Origin of the sequence: Sphingomonas glaciei, from assembly GCF_023380025.1 — a bacterium.
Taxonomy (GTDB): Bacteria; Pseudomonadota; Alphaproteobacteria; order Sphingomonadales; family Sphingomonadaceae; genus Sphingomicrobium; species Sphingomicrobium glaciei.
The window spans coordinates 65,425-80,833 of record NZ_CP097253.1; the positions used below are offsets into that span (position 1 = coordinate 65,425).

Genomic DNA, 15,409 nt, shown 5'->3' on the forward strand with positions numbered 1-15,409 from the left:
CATTCGATTGTTTTCTCCTCGGCCCCTGTTGGCCTGAGAAGATAAATCATGGGTTACGCAGTCTACGAGCCCGGTCAGGAACACTGCCCGTACCCGATGCGGATACTTTCGACCGCATGACGCGCAGTCGGAACCGAACTTCAGTTGACGCATCATTTTCATGTTTTCATAACTGCTTCAGCAATAAGCTTTCTCCATGAGACGCACCTGGCACTTCGGCCGACGGCTCCGTATGCTGATCGGCACCGGTCAATTTGCTCGGACTGAGAAGTTGATCCGGTTGGTCGCCACTAAGGTTGTTGTACCAGAGGTAATAGCCGCTCTCGACCGGTCAGCAGATCAGGTGCGGATCGAAGGGTGGGATACCATTGGCGCTCGGATGGAAGAGGCGAGATGCTATCTACACGGCGACAATAAGGGGCGAGAATGGCGCGCGGTGATCCTCGGCCTTCGCAACGACACCGGAGTGACGAATCTTCGGGTTGAGACCCTCTTTTCGCTGTCCGATCAGGCACGTCTGTGGCATCCGCTCACCGATTTCTTGAGCGACTTTCAAATTAAAAGACAAGAGCGTGAGCTCGCGACCCAGGCACGCGTGCCCGACACCGACCTTGTGACGATGGATGTCGCGCCGCTACGCCTGTTGGGGCTGGACGACTTGTACGCGGTGGAGGTCAATCAGCCCGTTTCGTGGAGCGAGCAGCGGGAGTGCACCCAAGGCCTTGCTGCCGCTGCCATCCTGCTGCGGTTCCACCAGGCCGTTGAACGCCACGCTATGACCGATGGCCTGCCACACGGCTTGCCGCTGTACGCAACGGTGAGACCAGTTTCACGACCGATGGAGGTGAATGCCCTCAATTTCGGCGAGGTTGCCACGCGCCGACTTAGCCCGGTGGTGGGGAACTTCGAGGCCCGCACGGCTGACCTGGTGGCCGAAGCGAAGCAGGCACGTGAAGCTGAATTCGTTCACGATACCCGGCGCCTTATTAGCCAAATGCGAGAGCGGGAGGCGGTGCTCGCCCGCTGGCCAGTCTGGCACAATCCCTTCAAACGCCATGGGTTTGCCGAACAAGTTCAGCGCGAGCAGCGGCTTACCCGCGACGCCCTGCAACACATGCACGGCATCGAGACAGGGAACGCCAATGGTGAGACCTTGATCCGGCTCCTGGTCGAAGCGCGTCACGGCAAAGTGACGCCCGAACTCCTCGCAGATCTCCCAGCGCAAGATCGTTCCGAACTCCACCAAATCAGCATGGCTTATGCCAAGATGTTCGGTGGTCGGCGCGTCCGTGCCCACTTAATGGCACATCCGGATCGCCCCGCGATCGTAGACGAGATCGGCTGACGGTTAGGTAGCTCCGTCCGCCTCTTTGGTCTTAGTGACTTATGCCCGCGAATGACACCTTCGTAGAGCTGATCGGAGACGCGTAGCAGCTCGGCATCAGATGTTCCGTCCTCGAGCCAGATCAAGAAGCACAGGAGTAATTTCGTCATGCCTTCTGCTGGGACAGTCGAGCTGCCGGAAAGACGGGCAAGTCTCGGCCACATCCGATTCGTCCGCGTGACTTCAAGCCGCGACGTGCCAGGAGACGAATACTTGTTCTACTTGTCCGATGCCGACGAGCAGCCTGCGGCACGGGTGACGGTCTACGATCGAAGCTGGGACCTGACTGAGCAAAGGGCAGAGGTTTCCGGTGAAGATTGGTTTGCACGTTCGATCAAAGAACAACTCGCCGCTGTCCGTGACTTCGTCGAAAGGCAAGGCGCGACCTTCGAAGTGAATGAATTCCTTCTTTGCTCCGGATATGAAGATCGCGTTGATACTGTCCGCAAGGGATTTCTTGAGGCTCTGGCCTCTGGCGCTCGGGAGCCGGCACGCGCAGCGAATGGAGCGAGTTCGCGCAGGCCATGGCCGCAATCGGCGCCGTCTTCTTGGTCCAGTATCTGCTCGCCAGAGGGCGGCTCGCCTGGAGCGGATTTCAGACCGCGATCGACAACGAGCCCTTGCTGCTGATGTGCGACGGGCAATTCCTGGAAGACGCCATGCGCGACGCGCGGGTGACCCGTGCCACTTTGATGGAGAAGATACGCGCGTCCAAGGCCGGGCGGATTGCCGATATCCATGCCATCGTGCTGGAGACGACTGGCGACATCAGCGTGCTGACCCGGCAAGAGACCGGACCGGAGTTGCTGAAAGGAGTTCGCGGCGCCTAGGTATCCGAGCGGGCAAGCTGCAGGCGAAGGTCACGCACTTCCTCGATCAGGCGCTGGATCTCGGCGGCGCCCGCCACCGGCGCGTCGGGTTCGGCCGCATCACGACCGACAAAGAAGCTCGCGAAGCTCGCGGTGATGTAACCGAAAATGGCCAGGCCGTAGATCGACAGGAGCAGCGCCAGGATGCGGCCCTCGCTGGTCAGCGGCCAATAGTCGGAGCCGATGCTGGTCACCAGCATCGCGGTCCACCACAGAGCATGGCCGTATGAAGTAAACCCGCCCTGAATTTCGGTGACCGGCTCGAAGCTCAGCATCCCCGCCGCTCCAAGCAGGACAACCAGCCCCGTCAGCATGAGCACATAGCCGAACCGCCGTCTGCGGAGCGTCACCCGAAGCGCGTTCATGCTGCGATTAGCAGTGCCGATGATCCGCACCAGCCTGACGCCCCGAAGCGCTCGCGCCGCGCGAAGCACCGCCAGCGAGCGGAAGAAGCGCAAAGCCGGGACGATGAGCGCGATGATCGTCAGCCAGTTCTGCCGCAAGAAGGTTGACCGGTCGGGGGCGAGCAGGAGCCGGATCGCGAACTCCGCGATGAAGATGATCCAGATGACTGTTCCGGCCACTTCGAACAACTGGCTTGCGCCCCACACCAGCTCCGTAAACACCAGGAGCAGCCATGCGAGCCCCAGGATCGCCATGGGCAGGCGCAGCCACTCGTCTAAGTGTTCAAGAACGCTCCACCGCTCCGCCGTCGACGCCATGCTTAACTCCCAGTAGGTCTGCCTGAGGTCAAGCTGTCGCACAGCAGTCCGTTCCGTTTGCAACAAACTGGCGCCCTCGCCCGTCTCTTCCAGCAGGAGGCGTCGATTGACCACAAGCAACGCACTCGAACTTTTCGGCATCACGCTGGTCGGCGCGACACCGGAGAATGGCAAGAAGCTGCTCCTCACCATCGCGTTGGTGGCAGTGGTGCTGTCATTTTCGACGATCGTCAGGCGGCTGCTTGCGCGCACGCCCGGCGAGCGCCTTGGGGCAGGCAAGGTTCGCTTCTGGTCGCGGCAAGCTGTCGGACTCATGGCCGGGGCCATTCTGGTGCTCGGCATTGTTTCCATCTGGTTCGATGATCCGGCGCGTCTGACTACGGGCCTAGGGCTGGTCACTGCCGGCGTCGCCTTTGCGCTCCAGCGCGTGATCACCGCAGTTGCGGGCTATTTCGTGATCCTGCGCGGCAAGACCTTCAACGTCGGCGACCGGATCGTCATGGGCGGGGTGCGCGGCGACGTAATCGCTCTTTCGTTCATGCAAACCAAAATCCTGGAAATGGGCCAGCCGCCGCCGGTGGACTCAGCCGAGCCCGCCATGTGGGTCCATTCGCGCCAGTTCACTGGCCGCATCGTCACCGTCAGCAACGACAAAATCTTCGACGAGCCGATTTACAATTACACCTACCACTTTCCTTATGTCTGGGAGGAGATCCGTCTGCCTGTCAGCTATCGCGACGACCGCGCCCAAGCCGAGCGCATCCTGCTCGACGCGGCCCGGCGCCATGCAGTCCAGCAGCACGAAATTGCCAAGGGGGATGTCGCGCAGCTCGAGCGCCGCTACGGCATTCAGATCGGCGACGTTGCACCAAGGGTCTACTGGCGGCTGACCGACAATTGGCTCGAGCTTGCTGTCCGGTTCCTTTCGCCCGACCACGGCACTCGCGAAATCAAGGATGCGATGAGCCGCGAGATCCTTGCACGACTGGATTTGGCCGGAATCGGGATCGCCTCTGCGACCTACGAGATCACTGGCCTTCCGGCGATCACAGTTGAACGGAAGAACGGACCGGCGTGACCCCAACGACGCTGATCGTTCTTCTCACCGTGCTTGCCTTTGTGCTGGTTCACGTTTTCGGCGCGAAGCTGGCGTTTTTGGCAGGGATGCCGCGAAGCATCTGGCTTTCCGCGGCGGGCGGGGTCTCGGTCGCCTACGTATTCGTCCATCTCCTGCCCGAACTTGCCAGCCATCAGCAGGTCATCGGCGAGCGGGCCCGGTCGGCGGGTCTCCTCGCCAGCGTCGAAAGCCATGCTTATCTGATCGCGCTGTTCGGCCTCGCTCTCTTCTACGGGGTAGAGCGGTTTGCACGATCGCGCGGAGGCGGCGCCCCACCACGCGAAGGCGAACGGCGTTCGCTTGGGGTGTTCTGGGTTCATCTGACGGCTTTCGCGCTCTACAATGTGCTGATCGGCTATCTGCTTCTACACCGGGAAGAGAACGATCTGCGTGGCCTGGTCGTTTATGCGATCGCCATGAGCCTTCACTTCATCGTCAACGATCAGGGGCTGCGGCAGCAGCACGGAACGACCTATCACCGTTATGGGCGGTGGATCCTTGCAGCGGCGCCGGTCGGCGGCCTGCTGCTCGGGCTGGCGACGGACGTGTCCGCCCTGCTGCTCAGCGCGCTGTTCGCCTTTCTTGCCGGCGGCATCATCCTGAACGTCCTGAAGGAGGAATTGCCCGAAGACCGCCAGAGCCGCTTCTCGGCTTTTGCGCTCGGCGCCATCGCCTATGCAGCCGTACTGCTGCTGACCGCATGAACCGGCTTCGCGCCCGCCTTAGCGCCGTACGGTCGAGCTACTGGTTCGTGCCGAGCCTCATGGCCCTGTCCGGAATCCTGCTCGGCGGTATCATGATCTGGGTCGACGCGAGCCTCGGCGCGAGCTGGATCGAGGGGCTCGGCTGGTATCAGCAGGTCCGTACCGACGGCGCCCGCGAAGTCTTGTCTACCATCGCCGGATCGATGGTCACGGTCGCGGGCGTGGTCTTTTCGATCACCATCGTCGCCTTGTCCTACGCATCCAGCCAATATGGTCCGCGCGTGCTGACCAATTTCATGGATGATCGCGGCAACACCGTCACCCTCGGCACCTTTATCGCGACCTTCCTCTACAGCCTGATGGTCCTGCGCACGATCCGCGGCGGCGAAGAGGATTTCGTCCCGCAATATTCAGTGATCGTGGGAATGCTTTTGGCGGTCTGCTCGATCGGGGTGCTGATCTACTTCATCCACCACGTGCTGCAGAGCATCCACATCAACCATGTGGTCGAGAAGATCGGTCGCCAACTGGTCGAGGACGCCCGGATCCGCTTTCCTAGGCTAATCGGTAAGACGGCACCTAAGGATCGGTCACCCTCCGCTGAACTCAAAGGTGAGGTTGCGGTTACGATCAGCAACGTGACTGGCTACATTCAAGCGCTGGATGGCGACAGATTGCTGGACATTGCGCGCAAAGCAGACGTGCTGGTCCGCCTCCGGTACCGGCCCGGCGACTTCGTCATGGAAGGGCGGGGGCTGGCGGACATCGCTCCGTGTGGCAATTGGTCGGACGAGCGTGGCGACGAACTGCGTGCCTGCTTTACCGTAGGTGCCAAGCGCACCCCGGAACATGACCTCATGTTCTTGGTCAGCGAACTGGTCGAGATCGCGGCCCGTGCGCTGTCGCCTGGCGTCAACGACCCGATGACAGCGGTGACTTGCCTAGACTGGCTGGGCGCCGGCGGAACCGAATTTGCCACCCGCGAGCTGCCAGAACCGGTCCGCGTGGACAAGGAAGGCGCATCTAGGCTGATCACCAGCCCCGACGACTTTCGCTATTTTGTAGATCAGAGCTTTGGTCGCCTTCGGCAATATGCCGCCGGCGACACCATCGCCGCCCTGCACTTGCTTCGGGTCGTTGGCGAGGTCGCAGCCGCCTGTCGGCGTCCCGACCAGATCGACGTGCTTCGCGCCGAGACGAGCCGCTTTGCCGAACTTGCGATGGAGCAGCTTGACGGACCCAATGGCCGCGCAGTGCAGGAACGCGCAACGGCGCTGCAGAGCCTGCTTTCGAACGGCGTCGGGCAGATCGATGCCCGGCAGGCTGACTGGCTGGGTGGAAGCGCCTGATCGCCCAGCAACAACACAGAACGGTTATGCCGCCCAGACGTTCTCGAAACATACCTCGCGCAAAGCGCAACACCTCCTGCTCCATCGGAGAATGTCTGTGATCTTCAACTTCGCTCTGTCTGCCGCAGCGCTTGCCGCAGTTGCGGGCACCCCCGCCGTACCCCAGCCCTTCTCGCCCGACATGGTGTTGGAGGCGCAAATCCTGCTCGACCGCAACCATCATTCGCCGGGCGTGATTGATGGACGGCAGGGCAGCAATACGCGCCGGGCAATTCGGGCCTTCGAAATGGCCGAGGGACTCTCCACGGACGGCAAGCTGGACGCAGAGGTCATGAAGCGGCTTCGGGCGTCCTCCAGCGAGCCGCTGCTGGTCGACTATACGATAATCGAAGAAGATATCTCCAAGCTGGTCGACGTGCCCGACGGCATGGAAGCGCAGGCTGCGCTTGATCATCTCGGCTTTGAGACCGCCGCCGAAGCGTTGGCCGAGAAGTTTCACATGAGCCAGGCTTTTCTGGAACGGCTCAACCCTAATGCGACGTTCGCCGCAGGTGATGCCATCAAGGTCGTGCGCCCCGGCAAGAATGAACTTGGGAGCAAGGTCGCTAGGATCGAAGTGGACAAGCGCAGGTCGGAAGTTCGCGCCTTTAATGAAGACGGCAAGCTGCTCGCCAGTTACCCCGGCACCATTGGCAGCGATCGCTTCCCCTCGCCGGACGGCAGCATGGAAGTAAGAGCAGTTGCGCCCGCTCCGACCTACTATTTCGACCCGTCGGGTCGTGACTGGGGTCCCGAAAAGCGCCTCACCATCGCGGCGGGTCCGAACAACCCGGTTGGCGGTACATGGATCGATCTCACCAAGGAGGGGTACGGCATCCACGGGTCTCCCGATCCCAGGCTGATCGGCAAGACCGCCAGTCACGGCTGCGTGCGCCTGACGAACTGGGACGCGGCGGAGCTAGGCGGCGCTGTCGATCAGGGCACTACAGTCACCTTCACCTGAAGCTGAGCCTAGCCCCCTAAAAACGACCTATCCCGCGATGATCTGGCCGAAGATCGCACGATCCTCGCCAACGAGCGAACCTTCGGTAGCTGGATGCGGACGAGCCTTGCCTGCGTGGCGATCGGCGTCGGCTTCCAGGGGTTGTTTCCTACGATGGAGCCGGCGTGGGTGCCGCGTGCGATCGCGACGGGGTTCCTGCTACTTGCGATGCTGGTGATCATTGCGGCGGAGAGGCGTGCAGCCGCAGTGATGGGCCGCCTTAGGCCTCACGTTGTGATTGCCGCCAAGGGCATCAACTTGCGATTGTTTGCGTGGCTGGTCTCAGCAGGTGCCAGCGCCCTCATGATCGCAATCTGGACCGTGAAGATCGGCTAAAATTAAGTGGAGCCTTCCGGGACCTCCTACTTTAGGTAAGCGTGCGTTCGTTTACGGGCACTTGCAAGATGACAAGGAACGACTGAATTGGGCGCTTGGCCGCCACGGCATCTCGCCTGAACGAGCGTCTGCTATTCGCTGGTGCTCACCCGAAAACGGCCAGTCTGCTTACCACCAGTGGACGACATCGCCCACAGTTCCGTTCAGGACCGCCACAAGCGGGGGTCGTGTGACCATTTGTTCATACCATGCTGGCCCAAACCTCTCATCAGCTGAGATGTGGCCATCTAATGATCGAGAGTAACAACGCGTTCTGGGACGACGGTGAGTGGATCACCTGGGACGATATCAATGAGCAGATCCAGTACAAGGAATGGCGGCCTCGCTATCCTAATGCCGACCTGTCCTTGGTCTCGGTCTTCGAGAACCTGCTCGAGACGGCGCAGAGCTATCACGGCCTCACCGGTCAGCACCTGCAGGTTTATGGTGACATCGGCGAGCTCTACGGCGTCATAACTCATGGTCTCAAGCTGAACCGGAATTACGCCCAAGGCTCAGATGGCCGGATAGGTGACGACTTTGTGGAGGTGAAAACCATCACACCTTTCAAAAGCAACGACGTCGTCACCCTCAACATGGCCCGAAATTTCAACAAAGCGCTTATCGTAAAGATCAACGAGAGTTTTGAGATTAGAGGAGAACTCATCGATCGAAGGTCATTGCCGAAATCGACTGGAGACAGGCTCAGGCTCGATTGGGCGTTATTTGGATAAGGGCCTGCGAAGCAAACGACTGCTATCCGCCTGCGCTCACCGAAAGCTGTCGTTCTGCTTTCCTCCACCTGTAGCCTCTCACCGCAGCGGTCGATATCCTGCGCAAGGCGGCGTGCTCTCTCACCTGCTACCAAAGTCTTCTAACGCCTTGGCATGCGCGTCCAGGCAACCTCAGACCGTCCGCACCGTTCCTCCATCGATGATGAACTCGGCGCCATGGATGGCACTGGCTCGATCGGAGGCAAGATAGGCGATAAGATCCGCCACTTCCTCAGGCTCTGCACCCCGCCCGATCCCGAGCGCGTCGACGACCGATTGCCGTGCTTCCTCGATCGTGCCGCCGTTCACGTCCTGGATCCGCTTCAGTAACGCTCCGGTCGCCTCGTTCATGATCCACCCCGGCGACACCGAATTGACCCGCACGCCCTTGGGACCAAGTTCCTTCGAAATGGACTTGCTGTAAGTCCGCAGCGCAGCCTTCGCGGCCGCGTAGCCGGTGGTCGATTCCGGGAGCGGAAGGATCGACTGGATCGAGGTGACGTGCACGACCACGCCCTGGCCCTGCTCGATCAGCCTCGGGACCAGCAGGCGATCGAGCCGCACCGCCGGCATCAGGTTGAGGTCGAGCTCGGCAAGCCAGTGCTCGTCGGTCAATGCCACGAAGCCACTGGCTGGCGACGACGAGCCGCCGAGCACGTGGGCCAGGATGTCGAGACCGCCGAGCCGCTCGATCGCCGCGCTGGCGAAGGTTTGAACACCCTAAGCGGTGGTGAGGTCGGCTTCGACATATTCGACACCATTGACTGGCTCGATAATGGAGCGGGCGGCGGTGATGACCTGTGCACCGCCCGCTGCAAAGCGTTCGACCGTGGCGCGGCCGAGACCCTTGGTTCCGCCGCTGACAAGGACGCGCTTGCCGGCGAAGTCCTGCGGGTTTGCGGTCATGCCCATACGATCGTCTCCAGCGACTTGATGGCATCGCCTTCGAGCCCGAAGCGGTAGGTGAAGCGTAGTGGGCTGACCGGAAATTCGCCGTGGGCCGGACCTTCGAGGACGACCTTGCCATCTTCTTCGCGGGATGTGTCTGGCTCGAAGACCGCCTTTGCGGCGATCGCTTCGTCCCGCAGCATGGTGCGAATGGCGTCCTTGCCGACAAAGTCCTTGCCATTGTCCGTGAACACGGCGTCAGGCGCGAACTTCTTCATCATGCCGTTGAGATCGAGCCGGATGTTCGCCTCGATGTAATCGGCGACGGCGCGGGGCAATTCCAAAGGCATGTTCATCTCCTAGTTTGTTGCGAGACGAACCTAGGGCTGGACAGGCACGCTGATAATCGAGACAAATCGCGCGAACCCATTCTCGAAGAAGGTAGGAGAAGCGAACTGCCGGGCGGCTTTAGCAAACGGCCAGCTTTCAGCGCCTTCGCCGGGTCTCCTTAGAGCGGTGCCTTTTCTAGCAGTGCGTCGGCGGCCGCCGAAGCGTCATAGCACTTGGCATGGGCGTCGAGCCCAAGCGTCAGCCCGGCTGAACAAACGTCGGTTCACTGGAAGTGCTCACCCGACAGCTGCCATACCGCTTACCACCAGCATCGGAAGCCATCTCGCTCAGTTCGACACCTTGGCAAGATCGCTGCAGGTATAGCGCAGTAGACGTTTTCGAAATCGGCGATGATTGCATCGAGCTCGTCGCTCGTCTTGGCGGCGGGTTTCCTTGTCTCAGCCCACAAGTCCTTGAGACCTGAAAGTCTGATGACCAAATCCAGTTCGCGTCGCTAACGGCGTCAGTGAGCTTCGCAATTCTATCTCGAGCACCGAGCGCCGTTACTTGCCAGCATCGAGAATGCACACTGTTGGGCGCGTGGATGAAAGGCCCCCGGCAGACTGACCGGCAGAGAACTACCTAAGCTGCCTTCCGTTAGTGGGTGTAGCAGGAAAGGACTCTGGCTGGCGGAAATATCAACGCAACTGACTGTCTTTACTTCCGCGGCGATTGAACGCTGCCGCTAGGGGGCGATCGCAGTCGCTCCAGTGCGATCCCTTGCTGAAGTGGTCAGGGAGCGGCTCAGGTATTTGGCGTCGAAGATAGTAGACGCCGTTCGAATGAACGTAGAGCACCGGAATGTTTGTCTTTTTCATTCTGCCTTGCTGTACCAGCAGAGGTAAAGAAGGCTTGAAGTCGGGCATTTCCGCCGCTTCGCGCGAAATGGTGACGCAGGCAGTGCAGAGCTAACCGGTCTCCCTGTTTATCAGGGCGGAACAGGGAATTTTGACCAAACGAGGGCTTGAAACAGGGCGTTCTCGCAGCCAAACGCCAGGTGAGGACGCTGGCGGTACTGGTTTTCTGCCGTTTATAGTCGCAGAATCCGGCCTCCCTGTTATTCGCCGGAACAGGCAATTAATTCGTCAAAACAGGACCTTTGATCGCTCGTAACAGGGCTGTTCTTCGGCAAAACAGGCGCTTCGGCTCTAAAGCTGGGGATAACGAGCGATTGTTCGCGATCCACAGCTGACAGGGCCGCCTGTTCATGCTATGTTCCAGTCATGAACCAGGATGTCATTGCGGCGCAGGCCGCTACCCGCCAGCTGGCGATTGTCTACCGTGCGACCAGCTCCCTTCAACCTGATCCGCGTAATGCCAGGACGCATCCGAAGCGCCAGATCATGCAGCTGGTGCAATCGATCGAGCAATTCGGCTTTACCAACCCGGTGTTGGTCGATGAGGCGGGAGTTCTGATTGCTGGGCACGGGCGGTTGCGAGCAGCCAAGGAGCTTGAGCTTCGGGAAGTGCCCACAATCACCCTCGAAGGTCTGTCGGAGGCTGAAAAGAAGGCGCTCCGCCTTGCCGACAACAAGATCGCGCTGAATGCCGGATGGGATCTCGAGATCCTGCGTCTCGAGCTTGCTGATCTGGGCAATCTCGACATCGACTTCGATCTGGGCCTCACCGGCTTTGCCAGTGGCGAGATCGACGTCATCCTAAAGGCCGTAAACGACCCTGATGACGAGATCATCCCAGCAGTGCCGAGTGAGCCGCGGACCAAGCCAGGGGACATCTGGGTGCTGGGCGATCACCGGATCGGCTGCGGCGATGGTCGCGACCGAGAGTTCCTGAGCCGAGTGATAGGGCAGGGCGGGTTGATTGATGCCGCCTTTATGGACCCGCCCTACAACGTAAAGATCAATGGCCACGCGAACGCCAAGGGTAGGCACCGCGAGTTCGCCATGGCCTCTGGCGAGATGAGCGACGCTGCCTTCCGGCAGTTCCTTGACGAGACGCTTGGCGCTGCCGCGGCCGTATCGAGGGCAGGGGCCGTGCACTTTGTATGCATGGACTGGCGCCACCTTGACGATGTGTCCGCCGTTGGCAGTTCGGTCTACGGTGAGCTCCTCAACATCTGCGTGTGGAACAAGAGCAATGCGGGGATGGGCTCACTCTACCGCTCCAAGCACGAGATGGTGTTCGTTTACCGTTTAGGCGATGCACCCCACGCCAACATGGTTGAGCTTGGCAAGCATGGTCGCAACCGTACCAATGTCTGGGACTATCCGTCCGTCAACTCGATGGCGGGAAGCCGCCGCGAGGATCTTGCTTTGCACCCGACCGTGAAGCCGGTGGCGATGGTGGCTGACGCTTATCAGGACGTGACGAAGAGGGGTGACCTCGTCTTCGACATGTTTCTGGGCTCGGGCACGTCGCTCATTGCTGCGGAGCGCTGCGGGCGTCGCTTTCGCGGCTGTGACATAGATCCCGCCTACGTTGACGTGGCGGTCGATCGTTGGGTGCAGACCACCGGAGGAACACCCCAGCTGGAGCAACGTCGGTGAGCGGACGCTTCGCCAAGGGCCAGAGCGGCAATCCTGCCGGCCGACCTCGCAAGCGCCGGCCGCATGTCTCTGCGTTCGATATTATCTTCGACAAGACACTCACCGTCACGCAGAACGGCCTCGAACGAGAGCTGACTGTAGAGGAGGCACTGCAGATCCAGACGTATCAGGCTGCTTTGAAGGGCAGCAGGATGGCGATCCGCGCGGTGCTCAAAATGATCGAAAAGCGGGAGCTTGCGCTTGCCAAGCAGGCGCCCGCGCCAACGAACCACATCAAGCCACTCAGCATCATATACGATTCGGACAGTGCCAATGAGGCCATGCGCCTCCTTGGCGTCACGATGGTCGATGAAAGTGAGAGTGGTTATTGGGAGAACCGGCCGAAGCTTGCGACCTGGGCCACTCAAGCGGCGGTCAGCCGGCCAGGCAGACGGACGCTGGATGAGAAGACGCTTGCTGATGCAAGGCGCTCAACCCTGAATCCGGATTGCGTCAAGTGGCCTCGGACCCGGATTAATTCCCAGTGAGCGCGCCAAACGAGCAGGGGCAAGCGTCCGGGTATGGACGACCACCCGTCTCGGGGAGGTTTAAGACGGGCACAAGTGGCAATCCCAAGGGCCGTCCCCGAGGACGGAAGTCGAGCGTGCCCTATGACACCGTGCTGGGTCAGATGGTCACGATCCGCGAAGATGGCCGGCAGCGCCGCGTTACTGCTGCGGAGGCATTCATCCTTCAGCTTACTAAGAAGGGCCTTGCCGGAGACAGCGCCGCTGCAAGGTCGAGCCTAGCAGCGATTGAGGCGGCCCGAGCATCTCGCTCAGCCTCGGGGCAAGAATTGCCCACCATCCGTCTCCAGGCTCGAGCCTTCGGGCTGTGCTGTTCGATCGTGGACCTTGGTCTGGGAGTTCTCCTGAACCCTCATGACAAGCAGCGAGTGAGGCTGATGCTCAAGCCGTGGATTGTTGATGCTGCCCTCTCTCGCCTCGGCTCGCGGCGCCTCTCCCCCGAAGAGCAGAGCATTGTTTTGGCAAGCACCCGCAACCCGGAGCAGGTGTCATGGCCTGAGTGGTGGGACACGAGCTCGCTTGAACAAAACCGATGAGTGGCCCGGGTACCGTGAGCAGGAACACCCACACTGCCACCTATGACGTGCGTGGCACTCTCGTGATCATCGACGCAGGTGTACTGGGTCGAAAGTCAGCCGAACTCGGTCGGCTGCCAGCAGAGGAAATTGCCGGGTTGCTCCTTCGCGAGCTCATCGTCGAAGGCAAGCAGCGAGAGCGTAGTGCTGGTACGAAGTCGAAGTAGACAGGACACTAATGTCTGCTTTCGACCCCAATCAGACATTGCTTGAACACTCCAATCTAGCGCGAGGCAGACGCCAACGGCGCTGCGAGAAGTGGGCCGAGGTATCGGCCGGTGTTGCCGCTGAGGTGATGGCTGTCAAAATAGAGCGGGTGGCCATTGATCGTGGTCGGGCAAAGATCGTCTGGGCACAGGATCTGACCAATGTCGATCACCTTAGCTCCACTCGTGCTGATCAAATCTAAAAACGTGGCAGGTGGCACATTGCGAGCAAAGTGCTTGTCGAAACCACCGGTCCACCGCAGCTGCTGCATCAAGTTCGAGGGTAGATCCCGGTCTGCGCTGCCTGGACCGACGATTACCACTACCTTTTTCCCCGATCGAACCAATAGTTTAAGTGTCGCCTTAAACTTCTCCGAAAAGCCAGGCTGTTCGAGATACGAGGGCCAATACGCAGCCAGGATAATTACTGGTGCGCGCTCGGTAGCTAAGCCGGCGTTCCGTTCGAAACACTCATTGAGATCGCGCCCCTTGAGATTGATGGGTCGAAACGCGAGCACAGGGGGGCAGGCGTTGAACGCGACAATGCGCCCTGGACCATCTGCTCCAAGGCTTACGGCTTCCCCTAGCGCGCCGGCATGGCTGTCTCCCCACAGCGCGTAGCGAGGCGCACCAAGCCCCACTATGCACGGTGATTGCTCGCAGCGGATCGAGCTCCAAGGCTTATCGGCAGAGCCCGCCGCAAACTGGAGGGCTTCTGAGGAGTAGCGGGACAGGAGGCCGCTTAGGCTCACCGCCGCCAAAAGGCTGACTGACATCAACCCAGCCGCTGTAATCTTAAGCAGTCTTCCTGTCGGCATTGCGCTGCGCGCGCGGAACGGACCTTCGATGAAGCGCCAAGAGAGAACCGCAAGCACGAGTGATGCCAACAGCGCCACCATACCCCAAGCTGGACCATCCAAGCCAGCCTGTCTGCTGAACAGCAATGCAGGCCAATGCCATAGGTAAAGGGAATATGAGACGAGCCCAAGGCCAACGACCGGGCGGAGTGACAAAAGCCTGGCTGCCGATGAGTGACGTGCCGCTATGAAACTTGCCGCACCGAGAGTCGGCAGCAACGCGACCCATCCCGGAAAACGCGTTGACGCGTCAAACAGGCTCGTTGCAGCTAGGATCGCGCCCAAGCCTACCCATCCTATCCAAGGAGGCGCAGTGAGCCGTCCGCGAGCCAACATTGCGCCAATCAGCAGCTCCCAACCACGCGTTGGCAGCAAGTAGAATGAAGCGGCGGGCATTCTGGGCGTGAGATACACTGAGAGCGCGAGCGAAGCGCAGAAAAGCGCAGCAAGGCCGACCCCGACACGGTTGACTCGAGCGAAAAAACCGAGAGCGAGCGGGAAGAAGATGTAAAACTGCTCTTCCACGCCAAGGGACCAAGTGTGGAGTAAGAGGTGTTGGTCACCTGAGAAATAGTCAATCGTTCGCCAGAACCAGATATTCGACGCGAAGCTGAGAGTGGCGAAAGTGGACTGAGCCAGACCAGTCAGTTGGTGCGGGACGAGCACCACGGCGCCGACGACGAGGGTGGCCGTAAGCACGGTGAGAAGCGCTGGTAGAATTCTTCGAGCTCGCCTTTCGTAGAACTGGAGGATCGAAAAGGAACCATCCGAAATCTCCCGAGAGATGATGCCGGTGATCAGATAGCCCGAGATCACGAAAAAAACGTCGACGCCGACGAAGCCGCCGGCGAAGCCCGGAACCCCAGCATGGAATAGGAGAACTGCGGCAACTGCGACAGCGCGGAGGCCGTCGATGTGCGGCTCGTACGCTTTGATTTGCACGCCTCTCGCTACTTCTAGCGCGAATACATATCAAGTTGCCGATGGAGTATCTGCGATGGTCAACTGGCTACGCGTGCGAAGCGAATGTCCGCTTTCCACCCATCGCAGACATTAGCGGCTCTTCATTACGTGACCCATTGACG

The 15,409-nt window shown here is 60.3% G+C and carries 15 protein-coding genes and 1 pseudogene; 11 read left to right on the top strand and 5 right to left on the bottom strand.

Translation table 11 applies throughout. From position 1 onward, the window contains the following. Nucleotides 1-232 precede the first annotated feature (232 nt). On the top strand, nt 233-1,345 hold the full coding sequence (locus tag M1K48_RS00275; protein WP_249503903.1) for a hypothetical protein: 1,113 nt from the start codon (nt 233-235) through the stop codon (nt 1,343-1,345). 563 nt (nt 1,346-1,908) lie between these two features. Beyond that, the gene (locus M1K48_RS00280) at nt 1,909-2,214 is read left to right on the top strand and encodes a YetF domain-containing protein (RefSeq protein WP_249503904.1); all 306 of its coding nucleotides are present in this window, start codon (nt 1,909-1,911) and stop codon (nt 2,212-2,214) included. Here M1K48_RS00280 and M1K48_RS00285 read toward each other — a convergent pair. Further along, entirely contained in the window at nt 2,211-3,227 is a 1,017-nt protein-coding gene (locus tag M1K48_RS00285; RefSeq protein WP_249503905.1) for an ion transporter, read from the bottom strand. The genes M1K48_RS00280 and M1K48_RS00285 overlap by 4 nt on opposite strands. Between M1K48_RS00285 and M1K48_RS00290 the strand changes: the two genes are divergently transcribed. From M1K48_RS00290 to M1K48_RS00315, 6 genes are all read left to right on the top strand, one after another. Then, on the top strand, nt 3,175-4,053 hold the full coding sequence (locus M1K48_RS00290; RefSeq protein ID WP_249503906.1) for a mechanosensitive ion channel family protein: 879 nt from the start codon (nt 3,175-3,177) through the stop codon (nt 4,051-4,053). The two genes, M1K48_RS00285 and M1K48_RS00290, sit on opposite strands and share 53 nt — an antisense overlap. Then, entirely contained in the window at nt 4,050-4,796 is a 747-nt protein-coding gene (locus tag M1K48_RS00295; protein ID WP_249503907.1) for a hypothetical protein, read from the top strand. Before M1K48_RS00290 ends, M1K48_RS00295 begins: the two co-directional genes overlap by 4 nt. Then, nucleotides 4,793-6,145 carry a DUF2254 domain-containing protein gene (locus M1K48_RS00300; RefSeq protein WP_249503908.1) on the top strand — a complete coding sequence of 451 codons (1,353 nt, stop codon included), beginning with the start codon at nt 4,793-4,795 and terminating at the stop codon, nt 6,143-6,145. Before M1K48_RS00295 ends, M1K48_RS00300 begins: the two co-directional genes overlap by 4 nt. Before the next feature lie 97 nt (nt 6,146-6,242). Continuing rightward, nucleotides 6,243-7,148, top strand: a complete 906-nt coding sequence (locus M1K48_RS00305) for a L,D-transpeptidase family protein (protein ID WP_249503909.1) — start codon at nt 6,243-6,245, stop codon at nt 7,146-7,148. A gap of 60 nt (nt 7,149-7,208) precedes the next feature. After that, the gene (locus tag M1K48_RS00310; RefSeq protein ID WP_257794184.1) at nt 7,209-7,523 is read left to right on the top strand and encodes a DUF202 domain-containing protein; all 315 of its coding nucleotides are present in this window, start codon (nt 7,209-7,211) and stop codon (nt 7,521-7,523) included. A gap of 290 nt (nt 7,524-7,813) precedes the next feature. After that, on the top strand, nt 7,814-8,296 hold the full coding sequence (locus tag M1K48_RS00315) for a hypothetical protein (protein ID WP_249503911.1): 483 nt from the start codon (nt 7,814-7,816) through the stop codon (nt 8,294-8,296). 171 nt (nt 8,297-8,467) lie between these two features. Here the strand turns inward: M1K48_RS00315 and M1K48_RS00320 are convergent. The 3 genes and pseudogenes from M1K48_RS00320 to M1K48_RS00330 form a co-directional block, all read right to left on the bottom strand. Next, nucleotides 8,468-9,043: pseudogene (locus M1K48_RS00320) on the bottom strand (SDR family oxidoreductase); the annotation flags it as partial. 12 nt (nt 9,044-9,055) lie between these two features. After that, the gene (locus M1K48_RS00325) at nt 9,056-9,247 is read right to left on the bottom strand and encodes a hypothetical protein (RefSeq protein WP_249503913.1); all 192 of its coding nucleotides are present in this window, start codon (nt 9,245-9,247) and stop codon (nt 9,056-9,058) included. Further along, entirely contained in the window at nt 9,238-9,573 is a 336-nt protein-coding gene (locus M1K48_RS00330; RefSeq protein ID WP_249503914.1) for a nuclear transport factor 2 family protein, read from the bottom strand. The genes M1K48_RS00325 and M1K48_RS00330 overlap by 10 nt, the downstream gene beginning before the upstream one ends. A 1,263-nt stretch (nt 9,574-10,836) precedes the next feature. Between M1K48_RS00330 and M1K48_RS00335 the strand changes: the two genes are divergently transcribed. The 3 genes from M1K48_RS00335 to M1K48_RS00345 are packed head-to-tail and all read left to right on the top strand — an operon-like array spanning nt 10,837 to nt 13,222. After that, nucleotides 10,837-12,120 (top strand): site-specific DNA-methyltransferase, encoded by a 1,284-nt coding sequence (locus M1K48_RS00335; protein ID WP_249503915.1) that lies wholly within the window; start codon nt 10,837-10,839, stop codon nt 12,118-12,120. Next, nucleotides 12,117-12,647 carry a DUF5681 domain-containing protein gene (locus tag M1K48_RS00340; RefSeq protein ID WP_249503916.1) on the top strand — a complete coding sequence of 177 codons (531 nt, stop codon included), beginning with the start codon at nt 12,117-12,119 and terminating at the stop codon, nt 12,645-12,647. The genes M1K48_RS00335 and M1K48_RS00340 overlap by 4 nt, the downstream gene beginning before the upstream one ends. Beyond that, nucleotides 12,644-13,222 carry a DUF5681 domain-containing protein gene (locus M1K48_RS00345; protein WP_249503917.1) on the top strand — a complete coding sequence of 193 codons (579 nt, stop codon included), beginning with the start codon at nt 12,644-12,646 and terminating at the stop codon, nt 13,220-13,222. Before M1K48_RS00340 ends, M1K48_RS00345 begins: the two co-directional genes overlap by 4 nt. Nucleotides 13,223-13,484: 262 nt before the next feature. Here M1K48_RS00345 and M1K48_RS00350 read toward each other — a convergent pair whose 3' ends face one another. Beyond that, complete coding sequence (locus M1K48_RS00350; protein ID WP_249503918.1) at nt 13,485-15,266, bottom strand: acyltransferase family protein; 1,782 nt, start codon at nt 15,264-15,266, stop codon at nt 13,485-13,487. Nucleotides 15,267-15,409 lie beyond the last annotated feature (143 nt).

Coding starts and splice junctions, on each gene's coding strand:
- M1K48_RS00275 (WP_249503903.1), top strand. CDS start 233: ATGCTGATCGGCACCGGTCAATTTGCTCGGACTGAGAAGTTGATCCGG.
- M1K48_RS00280 (WP_249503904.1), top strand. CDS start 1,909: ATGGCCGCAATCGGCGCCGTCTTCTTGGTCCAGTATCTGCTCGCCAGA.
- M1K48_RS00300 (WP_249503908.1), top strand. CDS start 4,793: ATGAACCGGCTTCGCGCCCGCCTTAGCGCCGTACGGTCGAGCTACTGG.
- M1K48_RS00315 (WP_249503911.1), top strand. CDS start 7,814: ATGATCGAGAGTAACAACGCGTTCTGGGACGACGGTGAGTGGATCACC.
- M1K48_RS00325 (WP_249503913.1), bottom strand. CDS start 9,247: ATGGGCATGACCGCAAACCCGCAGGACTTCGCCGGCAAGCGCGTCCTT.
- M1K48_RS00330 (WP_249503914.1), bottom strand. CDS start 9,573: ATGCCTTTGGAATTGCCCCGCGCCGTCGCCGATTACATCGAGGCGAAC.
- M1K48_RS00335 (WP_249503915.1), top strand. CDS start 10,837: ATGAACCAGGATGTCATTGCGGCGCAGGCCGCTACCCGCCAGCTGGCG.